At 59.3% G+C, this 16,147-nt stretch carries 11 protein-coding genes; 9 read left to right on the top strand and 2 right to left on the bottom strand.

Going from position 1 to position 16,147, the window contains the following annotated elements; translation table 11 throughout:
• Positions 1-282: 282 nt before the first annotated feature.
• Together C4S63_RS13945 and C4S63_RS13940 are read right to left on the bottom strand one after the other, a co-directional pair.
• Positions 283-3,414: an efflux RND transporter permease subunit gene (locus C4S63_RS13945; protein ID WP_103917940.1), complete on the bottom strand. Its 3,132-nt coding sequence runs from the start codon at positions 3,412-3,414 to the stop codon at positions 283-285.
• Positions 3,415-3,470: 56 nt separating this feature from the next.
• Positions 3,471-4,667 carry an efflux RND transporter periplasmic adaptor subunit gene (locus tag C4S63_RS13940; RefSeq protein WP_103917939.1) on the bottom strand — a complete coding sequence of 399 codons (1,197 nt, stop codon included), beginning with the start codon at positions 4,665-4,667 and terminating at the stop codon, positions 3,471-3,473.
• 159 nt (positions 4,668-4,826) lie between these two features.
• Here C4S63_RS13940 and C4S63_RS13935 point away from each other — a divergent pair, with 159 nt between their 5' ends.
• From C4S63_RS13935 to C4S63_RS13895, 9 genes are all read left to right on the top strand, one after another.
• Positions 4,827-5,471, top strand: coding sequence for a TetR family transcriptional regulator (locus C4S63_RS13935; protein ID WP_103917938.1), 645 nt, complete (start codon positions 4,827-4,829; stop codon positions 5,469-5,471).
• 317 nt (positions 5,472-5,788) lie between these two features.
• Positions 5,789-7,480 carry a long-chain fatty acid--CoA ligase gene (locus C4S63_RS13930; protein WP_103917937.1) on the top strand — a complete coding sequence of 564 codons (1,692 nt, stop codon included), beginning with the start codon at positions 5,789-5,791 and terminating at the stop codon, positions 7,478-7,480.
• 145 nt (positions 7,481-7,625) lie between these two features.
• The gene (locus C4S63_RS13925; protein WP_231866108.1) at positions 7,626-8,477 is read left to right on the top strand and encodes a branched-chain amino acid ABC transporter permease; all 852 of its coding nucleotides are present in this window, start codon (positions 7,626-7,628) and stop codon (positions 8,475-8,477) included.
• A complete protein-coding gene (locus C4S63_RS13920) occupies positions 8,477-9,541 on the top strand; it encodes a branched-chain amino acid ABC transporter permease (RefSeq protein ID WP_062817932.1) in 1,065 nt (354 codons plus the stop codon). Before C4S63_RS13925 ends, C4S63_RS13920 begins: the two co-directional genes overlap by 1 nt.
• Positions 9,534-10,301, top strand: a complete 768-nt coding sequence (locus C4S63_RS13915) for an ABC transporter ATP-binding protein (protein WP_062817931.1) — start codon at positions 9,534-9,536, stop codon at positions 10,299-10,301. The genes C4S63_RS13920 and C4S63_RS13915 overlap by 8 nt, the downstream gene beginning before the upstream one ends.
• Positions 10,288-10,995 carry an ABC transporter ATP-binding protein gene (locus C4S63_RS13910; RefSeq protein ID WP_103917936.1) on the top strand — a complete coding sequence of 236 codons (708 nt, stop codon included), beginning with the start codon at positions 10,288-10,290 and terminating at the stop codon, positions 10,993-10,995. Before C4S63_RS13915 ends, C4S63_RS13910 begins: the two co-directional genes overlap by 14 nt.
• A gap of 60 nt (positions 10,996-11,055) precedes the next feature.
• Entirely contained in the window at positions 11,056-12,243 is a 1,188-nt protein-coding gene (locus tag C4S63_RS13905) for an ABC transporter substrate-binding protein (RefSeq protein WP_103917935.1), read from the top strand.
• Positions 12,244-12,765: 522 nt separating this feature from the next.
• Positions 12,766-14,853 carry a 3-hydroxyacyl-CoA dehydrogenase NAD-binding domain-containing protein gene (locus C4S63_RS13900; protein ID WP_103917934.1) on the top strand — a complete coding sequence of 696 codons (2,088 nt, stop codon included), beginning with the start codon at positions 12,766-12,768 and terminating at the stop codon, positions 14,851-14,853.
• Between the two features lie 92 nt (positions 14,854-14,945).
• The gene (locus tag C4S63_RS13895; protein ID WP_062817927.1) at positions 14,946-16,142 is read left to right on the top strand and encodes an acyl-CoA dehydrogenase family protein; all 1,197 of its coding nucleotides are present in this window, start codon (positions 14,946-14,948) and stop codon (positions 16,140-16,142) included.
• Positions 16,143-16,147: the final 5 nt, after the last annotated feature.

The following is a 16,147-nucleotide window of genomic DNA, read 5'->3' as shown; positions in this document are numbered from 1 at the left end:
TATAGATGCAAAATATGGAATTAACAGACGAAAAGGATAAACGGTGCGGTTTTATGGATGTTCGCGTTAACCGATCTGCAGCCGTTTTTCCAAATCTGATTCACAAAAATTGCCATGCGCCATCGATAGGAACAGAAGTACCATGTTTTCCTTCACGCTGGCGTCGCGCAGGGGACAGGCGAAAATCGAATGGCGATGAACGGACGTCGGTTGGGGGCTGTCAGGAGGGAAAAGGGGCTGCCAGACGCCACTCCGGGTGGCGCCTGACAGGTTCAGACTGAATCAGTGCGGTGCGTTTTCTTTCGGCTTGCCGTTCAAGGGAACGCCGGCGAGCTTGCGGACCACCACATAAAACAGCGGAATAAAGAAAATCGCCAGCACCGTGGCAGTGAGCATGCCGCCGAACACCCCGGTACCGATGGCGTTTCGGGCGCCAGCACCGGCGCCGGTGCTGATCATCAGCGGAGTCACCCCGAGCATGAAGGCCAGGGAGGTCATCAGGATGGGCCGCAGTCGCATGCGTACCGCTTCCAGAGTGGCCTTGACCAGGTGCTCGCCTTTCTGCTCCAGCTCCAGGGCGAATTCCGCTATCAGAATGGCGTTCTTCGCCGATAGCCCGATAGTGGTCAGCAGGCCTACCTGGAAGAACACATCGTTTTCCAGCCCCCGGAAGGTGGCAGCCAGTACGGCACCGATAACCCCCAGGGGCACTACCAGCATCACCGCAAAGGGAATCGACCAGCTCTCATAGAGGGCGGCCAGACAGAGGAATACCACCAGAAGCGACAGGGCATACAGTGCCGGAGCCTGATCGCCGGACTGGCGCTCCTGATAGGACAGGCCGGTCCATTCGAAGCCGAAACCGGCCGGCAGCTTGGCGGTGAGCTCTTCCATGGCATCCATGGCATCACCGGTACTGTAGCCGGGGGCGGCGTTACCCTGGATGTTCACTGAGGAGACACCGTTGTAGCGTTCCAGCTTGGGCGACCCGTAGGTCCAGTGGCCGGTGGCAAAGGCGGAGAAAGGCACCATTTCGCCCTGATTATTGCGCACATACCAGTCATCAATGTTTTCCGGCAGCATGCGATAGGGCGCGTCGGCCTGCACATAGACCCGCTTCACCCGGCCCCGGTCCACAAAGTTGTTCACGTAGCTGGAGCCCCAGGCAATCTGCAGGGTGCTGTTGATGTCGCTGATGTTGAGCCCCAGGGCCTTGGCTTTCTGCTGGTCAATGTCGAGCTGGTACTGGGGGCTGTCTTCCAGACCATTGGGACGTACCCCGGCCAGGCGCGGGTCCTGGCTGGCCATCCCCAGTAACTGGTTGCGTGCCTGGATCAGGGCCTCGTGACCCCGACCGGCCTGATCGAGAAGCTGAAAGTCAAAGCCGCTGGCGTTACCCAGCTCCGGAATCGAGGGAGGGTTCAGGGCAAAGATCATGGCTTCGCGGATGCTGGCGAAGAAGCCCATGGAGCGGCCCACTACCTGGTCGACCCCATCCACGGACAAGTCCCGCTCGCTCCAGTCTTTCAGGTTCACAAATGCCAGGCCGGCGTTCTGGCCCTGGCCGGTGAAACTGAAACCGGCAACGGTGAACAGGCCATCCACGGCGGAGGTTTCCTCGTTGAGGTAGTAATTCTCCATCTTCTTCAGCACGTCCACGGTCTGCTCCTGGGTGGACCCGGCGGGCAGGGTGACCAGGGTGAACATGATGCCCTGGTCTTCTTCCGGCAAGAAGCTGGAAGGCAGGCGCATGAAGGAATAACCCAGCACACCCACGATCACCACGTAAATGGCCAGATAACGACCCCGGCGGCCGAGAATCTTTTCCACCCGCCCCTGATACGCCTTGCTGCTGCGATCAAAGGTGCGGTTAAACCAGCCGAAGAAACCTGAATCGGTCTGGTGCTCCGCGTCCTTGGCCTTGAGCATGGTGGCGCACAACGCCGGGGTGAGGATCAGGGCAACCAGCACGGACAGCACCATGGCGGACACAATGGTGATCGAGAACTGGCGGTAAATCGCCCCGGTCGATCCGGGGAAGAACGCCATGGGGATAAAGACCGCGGACAGTACCAGTGCGATACCCACCAGGGCGCCGGTAATCTGCCCCATGGATTTGCGGGTGGCTTCCTTGGGTGGCAGCCCTTCCTCGTGCATGACCCGTTCCACGTTTTCCACCACCACGATGGCGTCATCCACCAGCAGGCCAATGGCCAGCACCATGCCGAACATGGTCAGGGTATTGATGGAGAAACCGAAAGCCGCCAGCACACCGAAGGTACCCAGCAGCACCACCGGCACCGCAATGGTCGGGATCAGGGTGGCGCGGAAATTCTGCAGGAACAGATACATCACCAGGAAGACCAGGATGATGGCTTCGAACAGGGTGTGGACCACTTCCTCAATGGAGATCTCCACGAACGGGGTCGTATCGTAGGGATAGTCCATTTCCATCTTTTCCGGGAAGAAGGGTTTCAACTCTTCCAGGCGGGCGCGCACCGCATCAGCGGTATCCAGCGCGTTGGCCCCGGAGGCCAGGCTGATGGCCAGACCGGCGGCAGGCTGGCCGTTATAGCGGCCCACCACATCATAGTTCTGGGCCGCCAATTCCACCCGCGCCACATCACGCAGAAACACCTGGGAACCATCCGGATTGACCTTGAGCAGGATATTCTCGAACTGCTCGGTACTTTGCAGGCGGGTCTGGGCAATGATGTTGGCGTTCAGTTGCTGGCCTTCCACCGCCGGGGCACCCCCAAGCTGACCGCTGGCCACCTGGTTGTTTTGTACCTGAATGGTCTGGGTAATGTCCTGGGGCGTCAGGTCGTATTTGTTGAGCTGGTTCGGATCGAGCCAGATGCGCATGGCATAGGGAGAGCCGAACAGCTGGATCTTGCCCACACCCGGTACCCGGCTGATCGGGTCCTGCACATTGGAGGCCACATAATCGGCCAGATCGGCCCGGGTAAGGCTGCCGTCCTCGGAGGAAAACGACACCACCATCAGGAATGAATCCGAGGATTTGCTAACCTGCAGACCCTGCTGTTGCACTTCCTGTGGCAGTAGCGGTGTGGCCAGTTGCAGCTTGTTCTGCACCTGAACCTGGGCAATATCCGCGTCGGTACCCGGTGCGAAGGTGAGTGTGATCTGGGCGTTGCCGAAGGAATCGCTGCTGGAACCGATATAGAGCAGATTATCGATACCGCTCATCTGCTGCTCAATCACCTGGGTGACCGAGTCTTCCACGGTTTTTGCTGAGGCCCCCGGATAGTTACCGGCAATGGTCACCGCTGGCGGGGCCACTGCCGGGTACTGTTCCACCGGCAGGGTGTAAATAGCCAGGGCACCGGCCATCATCATGATGATGGCGATAACCCAGGCAAAAATCGGGCGGTCAATAAAGAATCTGGCCATGGTATTCCCGTTTCTCGTTACGTCGAGTTAGTGTGCGCCCAGTGAGCCGCGTGCGGTTATTGTCCCGTGCCTTGAGCCCCGCCTTGCGCAGCGGGTGCCTTGGAGGGTTGTGACTGCTGTTCGGTATCTACCGGGCTGACCGGAATACCCGGCTGAATTTTCTGCAGCCCATCCACGATCAGGCGATCCCCGTCTTTCAGGCCACTGGCAATCAGCCACTCACTGCCCACGGCCCGTTCGGTGACCACGTTCACTTTTTTCACCGTATTGTTCTCGTCAATCAGCATGGCGCTGGCCTGACCAGTAGGGTCACGGGTAATGCCTTTCTGGGGCACCAGAATGGCATCGTCGCGCTGGCCCTCCGGAAGCCGGCCGCGCACAAACATGCCAGGCAACAGATCACCATCCGGGTTGGGGAAGAGGGCGCGCAGGGTCACTGAGCCGGTGCTTTCGTCCACTGCGTATTCGGAGAATTGCAGGGCACCGGCCTTGCTGTACTCGCTGCCGTCTTCCAGGATCAGGGTAATGCGTGCTTCATCATCGCTTACCTGCTGCAGTTCGCCGGCTTCCATGGCCTGGCGCAGACGGCGCAGCTCAATGCTGGACTGGGTCAGGTCAACGTAAATGGGGTCCAGCTGGCGGATGGTGGCCAGGGCGTTGGCCTGGTTGGCGGTGACCAGGGCGCCGGCAGTGACGGTGGAGCGCCCGATGCGGCCGCTGATCGGTGCCTCAATGGTGGCGTAGTCCAGGTTGATCTGCGCGCTTTTCAGGTTGGCGCGAGCGGCGGCCACCGCGGCCTTGTTCTCGTCCAGGGCAGCTTTGGCTTCGTCATATTCCTGTTGGCTCACGGAACGGCGTTCCAGCAGGGTCTTGAAGCGATCCACGCGCAGGGTGTTGGAGTTCAGGGTGGCCTGGGCCCGGGCCAGCTCCGCCCGTGCAGAGTCCACGGCAGCCTGGTAGGTCCGGGAGTCGATCTTGTAGAGAGGTTGCCCGGCTTCCACCTTCTGGCCTTCCTCGAACAGGCGCTGTTCGATCACGCCGCTGACCTGCGGGCGCACTTCGGCAATCTGGTGAGCGGTGGTGCGCCCGGGCAGCTCCCGGCTGAGGGTGGTGGATTGAGCCTTTACCGTAATGAAGCCAACCTGCGGCGCCTGTTGCTGCTGTTGCTGTCCGGCCTGGTCGCCGTCACTGCAACCGCCGAGCTGCAGGGCAAGGGCGCCTGCCAGGAAGGAGAGAATCAAACCGCTGCGCATAATCACCTCTAGTTTTAATACACGCCGTCAGGCACCGGCTCGGTGAGCGGGCGCTGCTTGCAGGAAATATGAATCAGGTTCAGTATATACATTCAGTGATGTATGTATAGACCCGAACGCGGAATCCATTTGATTTTTTCACGTCCATAAGAGTCTCCCATGGTCAGGCGAACGAAGGCAGAAGCGCTGCAAACCCGGGCTCAGATCCTGGATGCCGCCGAGCAGGTTTTTCACCGTAAAGGGGTACTGTCCGCCTCTTTAAAGGATATTGCCAGCGAGGCCGGGGTGACGCGAGGGGCGATCTACTGGCACTTCAAAAACAAGCATGATGTGTTCATGGCCATGGTGGATCGCAGTCGTCTGCCGTTCGACAGCCTGGCGGAGCGGGCAGAGGACGCCAGCGAGCCGGATCCACTGGGGCGCCTGCGCGAGTTTATGGTCTTTCTGTTACAGCAAGCGGTCTGTGATCCCGGCCAGCGACGGCTTTTCGAGATCATGTTCCAGAAATGCGAGTTCAGCGGTGAGAATGCCGATTTGCTGGATCGCCAGCGTGAGGCCTGTCGGGACTCCTCCGCGCGGTTGGCACGGACCTTTGCCAACGCCATTGCCCGCGGCCAGCTCCCGGAAAGTCTGGATACGGGAAAGGCCGTTAGCTGGTTACACAGCCAGCTCACCGGCGTGATCATGACCTGGCTACTCGATCCAGAGGTGCTGGACCTGGAGCGGGCAGCCACGGATTTTGTCGATACCTGCCTGTTCGCCCTGCAGCATGCTCCCTCCCTGCGTCAGCGTCCCGGAGATTGATCCCGGCCCCTGAAGATCCCACTGAAATACCGGTCCGCATTTCCGATGGTCGGTCTGGGCAGAGCACATACCCAGTGGTATGTTTTTGGGCCTGCCGAGATAAAAGCGCCTTTCCAGCCAATTTCAGATTTCGTTTCAAAAAACGAAACATCATTCCAAAATAGTATTGACGACCCTCCCGAGCCATGTCAGATTGACTGGCGAGTCAACATCTTGTTTCCGCTGAAGGGCGGTGGGACCGCCGATTCCCTTCAGCATTCGCTACAGCAGCAACACAAATAAAAGGCGCTTATAAAAGCGTCGCGGGAGAGCACAACATGTTTGATCGGCACTATGCGGTCTGGCCGGAGAATATGCCGCGCCACCTCAGCCTGCCGCAGACCAGCCTCTATACCAATCTGGAGGTTTCGGCCCTGCGTTATCCCCACCGGGATGCAATCAACTATTACGACAGCCCCATCACGTTCGCGGAGCTCAAGCAGCAGGTGGATGCCCTGGCGGGCTATCTGCAATCGCTGGGCGTGGAGAAGGGCGACCGGGTGCTGCTGTTCATGCAGAACGCCCCCCAGTTCATCATCAGTTACTACGCCATCCTCCGTGCCAATGCCATTGTCGTGCCGGTGAACCCCATGAACCGGGCCGCCGAACTGGAGCATTACCTGGAGGATACCGATGCCGCCGTGGCCATCTGTGGCCAGGAATTGTTGCCGGCGGTGGCCCCGGTGGTGGGCATGGTGAACCTGCGCCATGTGATCGTGGCGGCCTACAGCGATTACCTCACCCGTGACACGGACCTGCCGCTGCCCGCCGAGGTGGAAGCGCCGGCGGTGGCGCTGAATCATCCCGCGCACATTGCCTGGAAAGACGCCATTGGCGCCGGTGAATTCCCCGGCGAACTGTTGGTCGGCCCGGACGATCTGGCGGTGTTTCCCTATAGCTCCGGGACCACCGGGGCGCCAAAGGGATGCATGCACACCCATGGTTCGGTAATGGCCACCTGTGTCCAGGGGGCGATCTGGAGTCATGGCACCACCGAGTCGGTGACTCTGGCCACGCTGCCGTACTTTCATGTGACCGGCATGCAGGGCTCCATGAACACGCCAATCTATGGCGGCTCATTGATCGTCTTGATGACCCGCTGGGATCGTCGCGTGGCGGCCACGCTGATTGAGCGTTACAAGGTCAGCCGCTGGGTGAATATCGTCACCATGGCCATCGATCTGCTCTCCGATCCCGACGTGGAGAAATATGACCTGTCTTCACTGGAAAATATTGGCGGTGGCGGGGCAGCCATGCCCGCGGCAGTCTCCGACAAACTCTTCCAGCTCACCGGACTGCGTTACATGGAAGGCTATGGCCTGTCCGAAACCATTGCCGGCACCCACATCAATCCCACCGACAACCCCAAGTCCCAGTGTCTGGGGATTCCGGTATTCGATATCGATTCACGCATTGTGGCAGTGGAAGACGACGGCCAGACCGGCAGGGAACTGGGGCCGGGTGAAGTGGGGGAAATCCTCATCCATGGCCCGCAGGTATTCCAGGGCTACTGGAAGCGTCCCCAGGAAACGCAAAAGGTGTTTGTCGAGCTGGATGGCAAGCGTTTCTTCCGCACCGGTGATCTGGGTTACCACGACGAAGAGGGCTATTTCTTCATCGTCGATCGGGTCAAACGGATGATCAACGCGTCCGGCTTCAAGGTCTGGCCCGCCGAGGTGGAAAGCCTCATGTACCGCCACCCGGCCATCCAGGAAAGCTGCGTGATTTCCACTCCCCACCCCCGTCGCGGTGAAACCGTGAAAGCCTGTGTGGTTCTGCGCAACGAGATGAAAGGCACGCTCACCGAGCAGGCCATCATCGACTGGTGCAAGGAAGAAATGGCCGCCTACAAGGTGCCAGAGGTGGTGGAGTTTCGCGATGAGCTGCCCCGTTCGCCCACCGGCAAGGTGATGTGGCGAGCCCTGCAGGAGCAGGAATGGGCCAGTGAGCAGAAACAGCAGGCTTGCTAGCAGGACAACACCCGGTCAGCACCACAATAAAACCTACGCGGCAGCGCTACGTCGCAGGGGCTGACATAACAAAGGAAAAACGGGAAACGCCAATGCCACTGAGCGGCGGGTCCCCCATACAGGAGGCTTTGCCTTGGACTTATTCATGCAGCAAGTGCTTAACGGCCTGACGCTGGGCAGCATCTACGGGCTGGTGGCCCTGGGGCTGACCCTGGTGTACGGCATTTTGCACGTACCGAACTTTGCCCACGGGGCGCTCTATATGGTGGGCGCCTATGTGTCCTACGTGATCATGGTCGATTTTGGCGCCAACTATTGGCTGGCCATGCTTGGCGCCGCCGGTGCGGTGGCGTTGCTGGCGGTGTTGTGCGAGCGACTGGTGTTCAACCCCTTGCGTGATGCGCCGCCAATCCACGACAAGATTGCCGCCATCGGCATCATGCTGTTTCTGGAAGCGCTGGTGCAGATGCACTGGGGCGCGGAATTCCGCCGCATGCCCACGCCTTACACCGGCATTGTGGAATTTGCCGGCCTGACCCTGCCGGCCCAACGGATACTGATCATTGTCGGCGCCTTCTCGCTGATGGCGGTGTTGCATCTATTCCTGAAGAAGACCCTGACCGGCTCCACCATTGTGGCCATGGCCCAGAACCGGGAAGGGGCCTTCCTGGTAGGGATCGATGCCAACCGGGTGGCGATGATGACCTTTGCCATCTCCGGGGTGCTGGCGGCGGTGGGGGCCACCCTGTTCGCGCCGATTAACCTGGTGTATCCGGCCATGGGGCACCTGCTGATCATGAAAGCCTTTGTGATCATCATTCTCGGCGGCATGGGCTCCATTCCCGGTGCCATTGTCGGCGGCTTGATCATCGGTTTTGCGGAAGCCTTTGGTGGCTTCTACATCTCCACCGACTACAAGGACATCATCGCCTTCGCCTTGCTGGTGGTGATTCTCTCCATCAAGCCCACCGGTCTGTTCACCAAGGGGGTGCGCTAATGAACGCCCTGCACAAGATTTCCGATTTTTTCATGACGCCGGCGATGAAGATCGTGATGATCCTTGCGGCACTGCTGTTCCCCTTCGTGGCGAGCAATGAATACCAGATCTACGTGATGGCACTGGCATTTGTCTGGGCCATTGCGGTCTACGGCATGAATATCATCACCGGGCTTTGTGGCCAGTTGAATCTGGCCCATGGCGGCTTCTTTGCCATCGGCGCCTATACCCTGGCGATTCTCACCGTGGATCATGGTTGGGCGTTCTGGTGGGCCTTCGTGGCAGCGGGTATTGCCGGCGCCTTGTTGGGCTTCCTGGCCGGGGTGGTGTCGTTGCGCCTGAAAGAGCACTACTTCGCCATCTTTACCCTCTGTGTGGGCTTCATCATTTATCTGTTGATCGATAAATGGGAGGAGCTGACCCACGGTGCCCTGGGCATTATCAATATTCCGGCGCCGAGCGGATTCGGCCTGGTGGATTTCACCGAAACCACGCCGTTCTATTACCTGGCTCTGGTGTTCATGGTGCTGTCCATCTGGCTGGCGGCGCGGATTGCCAACTCCCTGTTGGGCCGCAGTTTCCGTGCCATTCGTATCAGTGACGAGCTGGCCGCGTCCCTGGGTATCAACCTGATGCGCAACAAGGTACTGGCATTCGTGCTGTCCACCACCTACGCCAGTGTGGCCGGTGCGCTGTATGCCGGGATGGTGCGCTTTATCGGCCCGGCAGAAGCCGACGTGGTGCATACCTTCGACATGATTACCTTCCTGCTGGTGGGTGGCATCGGCACCCTGATGGGGCCGCTGTTCGGCACCCTGGCGATTACCTGGCTGACCCAGTCCCTGCAGTTCCTGGAAGAGTACCGGATGATCGTGTTCGGCCCGCTGCTGGTGGTGCTGGTGATCTTCTTCCCGCGCGGAGTGGTGGGCACCTTCCTGACCTGGCGGGGTCGCCGTCTGGCCGCAGCCCATGAAACCGCCCAAAAGGAATCTGCCAGCGAAAAAAAGTCGCAGACGAAAAAGGCGGTAACACCTCGCAATCAGGAGGCCGGTAACCATGCTTAAGATCAATAACCTGACCAAACGGTTCGGGGGTCTAGCGGCGGTGAACAACGTCAGCATCGAATTCGACGCCAACAAGATCAACGCCATCATCGGACCCAACGGTGCGGGTAAAAGCACTTTCTTCAATCTGGTGGCCGGGGCCATGGCGCCCACGGAAGGCTCCATCGAATACCAGGGTATGGATATCACCGGTATGGCCTGTGATCGCATTGCCCGCCTGGGTATCGCGCGGACCTTCCAGACCACTTCGCTGTTCGATGAGTCCACGGTGCTGGACAACCTGATCGTGGGTCATCGCCTGCGCACCCAGTCGCGCCTGTGGGACGTGATCATCAACTCCAAGCGTCTGCGTGATGAAGAGAAAAAATGTCGTTCCCGGGCCCAGGAAGTGCTGGATTTCGTCGGCCTGTCCCATATCGGTCACCGCATTACTGCGGACATCAGCCAGGAAGAAAAAAAGCGCGTGGCCTTTGCGCTGGCCCTGGCTACCGATCCGGAGCTGGTGCTGCTGGATGAACCCGCCGGTGGCATCAACCCGGAGGAGACCGAGAACCTGGCAGCACTGATCCGCAAGATGGTGGAGCACGGCGTCACCGTCTGCCTGATTGAGCACAAGATGGACATGATCATGAGCCTGGCGGACAAGATCATGGTGCTGGACCACGGTGAAAAAATTGCCGAAGGCACCCCGGAACAGATCCGCAACAATCCGGTGGTAATCGAAGCCTATCTGGGGAGTGATGACGATGCTGCAGCTTAACGATGTGGAAGCCCGCTACGGCAGCTTCAAGGCCCTGGAAAAAGTCTCCATGACGGTGGGCGAGGGTGAACTGGTGGTATTGCTGGGCGCCAATGGCGCCGGCAAGAGCACCCTGTTCAATACCATCAGCGGCTTGCTCAAACCTACTGCCGGCAGGATCTCCCTGAATGGCAAGGATGTCACCGGCCTGAAGCCCTCTGGCCTGGTACAGAGTGGCGTGGTGCAGTGTCCGGAGGGACGCAAGCTGTTCCCGGAAATGTCGGTGCTGAAAAACCTGATGCTGGGTGCCTATGTGCATCGCCGGGACAAGGTCGCCATGAAGAAGACGCTGGACCAGGTGCTGGCGTTGTTCCCGATCCTGGATGAGAAGAAGGATCATCCCGCCGGATCCCTCAGTGGCGGCCAGCAACAGATGGTGGCCATTGGTCGCGCCATGATGGGGCGACCAAAACTACTGCTGCTGGACGAGCCGTCCCTGGGCCTGGCCCCGTTGGTGGTGAAGCAGATGTTTGAAACCATCAAGGGCATCAACGAACAGGGCACCACGGTGTTGCTGGCGGAGCAGAATGCCTTCGCCGCACTGAAAATTGCTCACCGCGCCTACGTGATCGAAAACGGTCGCCTGGTGATGGAGGGTGATAAGGACGCGATGCTGGGTAATGAAGAAATTCGCAAGGCCTACATCGGGGCCTGAGGCGATCACCCGCAACGTGTGCGCTACACAACAAGATTGAAATAATAACGGGAGAGTTTCATGAGCAACGGAAAAAATACACTGGTTAAGCGTTTCTGCCGCCTGGCCTGCGCCAGTGCCATCGCACTGGCTGCCAGCGGCGCACAGGCGGCCGAAACCGTGACCATCGGTTTCACCGGGCCGCTGAGTGGCGGTGCCGCCTTGTACGGGCAGAACACCCTGGAAGGCCTGCAAATGGCTGCCCGGGAAATCAACGACAAGGGTGGTTTCAAGGTGGGTGATGACACCTACGAGATCAACCTGGTATCCCTGGATGACAAGTACGCCCCCAGTCAGGCGGCGGTGAACGGCAAGCGCCTGGTGCAGCAGTACAATGCACCGGTGATCTTTACGCCGCACTCTGGTGGCACCTTTGCCCTGCAAGCGTTTAATGAGCGGGATGATTTCCTGGTGATGTCCTATACCTCGGTGCCCACTGTGACCGAGAAGGGCAATGAACTGACCGTGCGTATCCCGCCCACCTTTACCGGCTACATGAAGCCGTTCACCAAGATCGCCATGGAACAGAATGGCAAGAAAGTGGCCATCGCCAATGCCACCCATGACTACGCCAAGTACTGGACCAAGGCATTCGTGCCCACCTGGGAAGCCATGGGCGGCACCGTGGTGGCGGATAACCCCATGGACTACAACAAGTCGGCGGACTTCTATACCGGCGTCAGCAAGGTGCTGGCAGAGAAGCCGGATGTGCTGTTCATTGGCGGGGCGTCCGAACCCACAGCGCTGGTGGCCAAGCAGGCCCGCCAGCTGGGCTTCAAAGGCGGCTTCGTGATCATGGACCAGGCCAAGATGGGCGAAATGTCCAAGATCATTGGCGGCTACAAGATGCTGGAAGGCTCCGTGGGTGTGGTCCCGCTGACCATGTACGAGGAGCAGGGCGCCAAGGATTTTGTTGCCAAGTACCACACGCAGAATGACGGCAAGGATCCCACCACCGAAGTGGCCTACAACTATTTCGCCATGCATACCGTGGTTCAGGCCATGAAGGAAGCCGGTACCGTGGAGGACGCCAAGGTAATCCGGGCGGCCATGGGCGATGCGCTGAAAAACCTGGCGGAGGAGCATAACCCCTACGGCGTGACCGAAATCGATGCCAAGGGTGGCATGATGGCCGATCCCAACATCGCTACCGTCAAGAAAGGTGGCACCGTTGAGCTGCAGCGTATTTCCGAGGTGCTGGGCGAGTAACCTGGCGAGGAGGGGAAGCAGGGCGCCTGGCGCCCTGTTTTTTCGTCTTCTTCAGATAATGAAATATTATTCCAAAATAATTGAAAGCGGTCCGCCTTTGCTTATACTGGGGGCAGTTAACAGTTATGTGCGTCGCCATTAGGCATCGCAGATCAGTGTTATCAAGCGGCAATGAAATAGCTGTGCAATAGCAGTGGCCCTCTGCCGCAGGAGCGTAGCGCAGTGGAGCAACGACCGCGGGTCGGCCCGAAGGGTGAGCGGAGCGAATAACGTCGCTGGCGGCGCGATAACAGTTTCGAGGCACGAGTTTCGAGTCGCGAAAACCGGAAACCTCCGCGCTTTGAGGTTTTGCCTTTCGAAACTCGTTTCTCGCAACTCGCAACGGTTTTCGCGCCGCCAGCGAGGCTCCTGCAACCTGCAAGGTTGATAGCACGTCGAGATTTCATCTTCCTGACCCGGCCTCAGACCGGGCAGGTACTGCCTGGCTTCACCGGAGCATGGCAGTTCAATGAGGAGAGTACTATGAGTCATCCGGTCAGCCTCAGTCGCGATAGCGATATTGGCGTAATCCGAATCAACTATCCCCCCGTCAATGCGCTGGGCCATGGGGTCCGGGAAGGACTGCAGAACTGTCTGCGCGAGGCCCTGGCGGACGATGGCATCAAGGCGGTGGTGGTGATCGGCGAGGGCAAGACCTTCCCGGCCGGCGCCGATATCCGTGAATTCGGCAAGCCACCCCAGCAGCCGGTACTGCCCGCGGTGATTGATGAATACGAAGCCAGCGACAAGCCGGTGATCGCTGCCATCCATGGCACCGCCCTGGGTGGCGGGCTGGAAGTGGCGCTGGGCTGCGATTATCGCGTGGCTCTGGACAGCGCCCGCCTGGGCCTGCCGGAAGTGAAGCTGGGCCTGCTGCCCGGGGCTGGCGGCACCCAGCGCCTGCCGCGTCTGGTGGGGGCGCAGAAAGCCCTGGAAATGATCGTGGGAGGCAACCCGATCAAGGCAGCCGAGGCCCGGGAACTGGGTCTGGTGGACGAGGTGGTCAGCGGCGATCTGCTGGAAGGGGCATTGGCCTTTGCCCGCAAGCTGGTTGCTGATGGCGCGCCGCTGCGCAAGATCTCCGAACTGGACGTGCCCGGGGATACCAGTGCCGAGCTGTTCGACCACTTCGAGCAATCCATTGCAAAAAAGCAGCGCGGCTTCAAGGCGCCGTTTTCCTGTATCAAGGCGGTCAAGGTGGCGGTGGAGCTGCCCTACGACAAGGGCGTGGAACGGGAACGGGAGCTGTTCTTCAAGCTGCTGGTTTCCAGCGAATCCGCGGCCCAGCGTCATGTGTTCTTTGCCGAACGGGAAGTGGCCAAGGTGCCAGGGCTCGACAAGGACACCCCCAAGCGTGACATCAAGCAGGCGGCGGTGATCGGCGCCGGCACCATGGGTGGCGGTATCGCCATGAACTTCGCCAATGCGGGTATTCCGGTGAAGATTCTCGAGGTGAAAGAAGAGGCCCTGGAAAAGGGCATCGCCATCATCCGCAAGAACTACGAAAACACCGCGAAGAAAGGCCGCATTACCCAACAGCAGGTGGAGCAGCGCATGGCGCTGATTCAGCCCACCCTCAGCTACGACGACCTGAGCGATGTGGACCTGGTGATCGAAGCGGTGTTCGAGAACATGGACGTAAAAAAGGCCGTGTTCAGTGAGCTGGATCGGGTCTGCAAACCCGGCGCCATTCTCGCCACCAACACCTCCACCCTGGACGTGAATCGCATTGCCAGCTTCACCCGCCGTCCCGAAGACGTGATGGGCATGCACTTCTTCAGCCCCGCCAACGTGATGAAGCTGCTGGAAAACGTGCGTGGTGATAAGACATCCGATGAAGTCATTGCCACTGTCATGGACCTGAGCCGTCGCATCGGCAAGGTCGGTGTACTGGTGGGCGTGTGCCATGGTTTCGTCGGCAACCGCATGCTGCACAAGCGCCAGGCGGAAGCCATCGAGCTGGTCAACGAAGGGGCCAGCCCGGAGCAGGTGGACAAGGTACTGTTCGATCTGGGCTTCCCCATGGGGCCGTTTGCCATGTCTGATCTGGCCGGTATGGATGTGGGCTATCGCATCCGCGAGGAACTGCGCAAGGAAGACCCGGATAACGCACCGCCGCGCAACTGGACTGACGAACTGGTGGAAGCCGGTCGTCTCGGTCAGAAAACCCAGGCTGGCGTTTTTGACTATAAAGGCGGCGACCGCACCCCTGTTCCTTCACCGGCTGTTGAGAGCATTATTGCTACATATCGTAGTGATAACGGGATTAACCCCCGTGAAATCAGCGACCAGGAAATCCTGGAGCGCTGCATGTACGTGATGGTCAATGAGGGGGCGAAGATCCTGGAAGAGGGCATCGCCGCTCGCCCGCTGGATGTGGATGTGATCTGGATCTACGGCTACGGCTTCCCGGTGTACCGCGGCGGTGTGCTGTTCTGGGCGGACCAGGTGGGTGTGAAAACCATCCACGACAAGATCAACGAGATCTATCAGCAAACCGGCTCGGATGCCTGGAAGCCGGCCAAACTGCTCAGCGACCTGGCAGAGCAGGGCAAAGGCTTTTACCGCTGAGAAACGAATGTTGTAACCCGTCGTTTGAGCCTTGCTTGCAAGGCTCCAACAGTGGTTGCGAAGCAAAGAACAACCTTTCAAGAGGTTCAAAGATGGATATCAACTACACCCCGGAAGAACTGGCGTTTCGCGATGAAGTGCGCGCCTTTCTGGATGAAAAGCTGCCCAAGGACATCGCCAGCAAGGTCAAGAACAGCCAGCACCTGGGCAAGGAAGACACCATCCGCTGGCAGAAAATCCTTAACGAAAAGGGCTGGATGGCCATGCATTGGCCCACAGAGCACGGCGGTACTGGCTGGTCTCCCATCCAGAAGCACATCTTCGAGGAAGAGTGCGCCGAGTATGGCGCTCCTACCGTGCTGCCTTTCGGCGTGAACATGGTGGCGCCGGTGCTCATCAAGTTCGGCACCGACGAGCAGAAACAGAAATACCTGCCGCCCATCCTCAACAGTGATGTGTGGTGGTGTCAGGGCTACTCGGAGCCGGGTGCCGGCTCTGATCTGGCCGGCCTGAAAACCAAGGCGGTTCGCGAAGGCGACCACTATGTGGTCAATGGCCAGAAAACCTGGACTACCCTGGGGCAGCATGCAGACTGGATCTTCTGTCTGGTACGCACCGATCCCAACGCCAAGAAACAGGAAGGGATTTCCTTCCTGTTGATCGACATGGAAACCCCGGGCATCACCGTGCGTCCGCTGATTACCCTGGACGGCGAGCACGAAGTGAACGAAGTGTTCTTCGACGACGTAAAAGTGCCGGTGGAAAACCTGGTCGGTGAAGAGAACAAGGGTTGGACCTGCGCCAAGTACTTGCTGACTTTCGAGCGTACCGGTATTGCCGGTGTAGGCCAGTCCAAGGCGGCGCTCAAGCACTTGAAAGAGGTGGCTCGCAAGGTCCAGCAGAACGGAAAACCGTTGATTGAAGACCCGCTGTTCCGCAACCGTCTGGCGGATGTGGAAATGGAGCTGATGGCACTGGAAATGACCAACCTGCGTACCGTGGCCGCAGCCCAGGCGGGCGGTGTCCCCGGGGCGGAAAGTTCTTTCCTGAAAATCATGGGCACCGAACTGCGTCAGGAAATTACCGACCTGTTCCGTCGTGCGGCGGGTCCCTACGCCCAGCCGTTCCTGCCGGAAACCTTTGACGCAGATTACGACGGTGAAATGGTGGGCCCCGACTTTGCCAACAGTGTTTCCACCAAGTACTTCAACATGCGCAAGCTGTCGATCTTCGGCGGCTCCAATGAAATTCAGAAGAACATCATCGCCAAGATGATTCTGGGACTGTAAGGAGA

This window comes from Alcanivorax sp. DSM 26293 (assembly GCF_900107995.1).
In the GTDB taxonomy this organism is placed as follows: domain Bacteria; phylum Pseudomonadota; class Gammaproteobacteria; order Pseudomonadales; family Alcanivoracaceae; genus Alcanivorax.
This window is presented reverse-complemented; position numbering and strand designations above follow the sequence as displayed.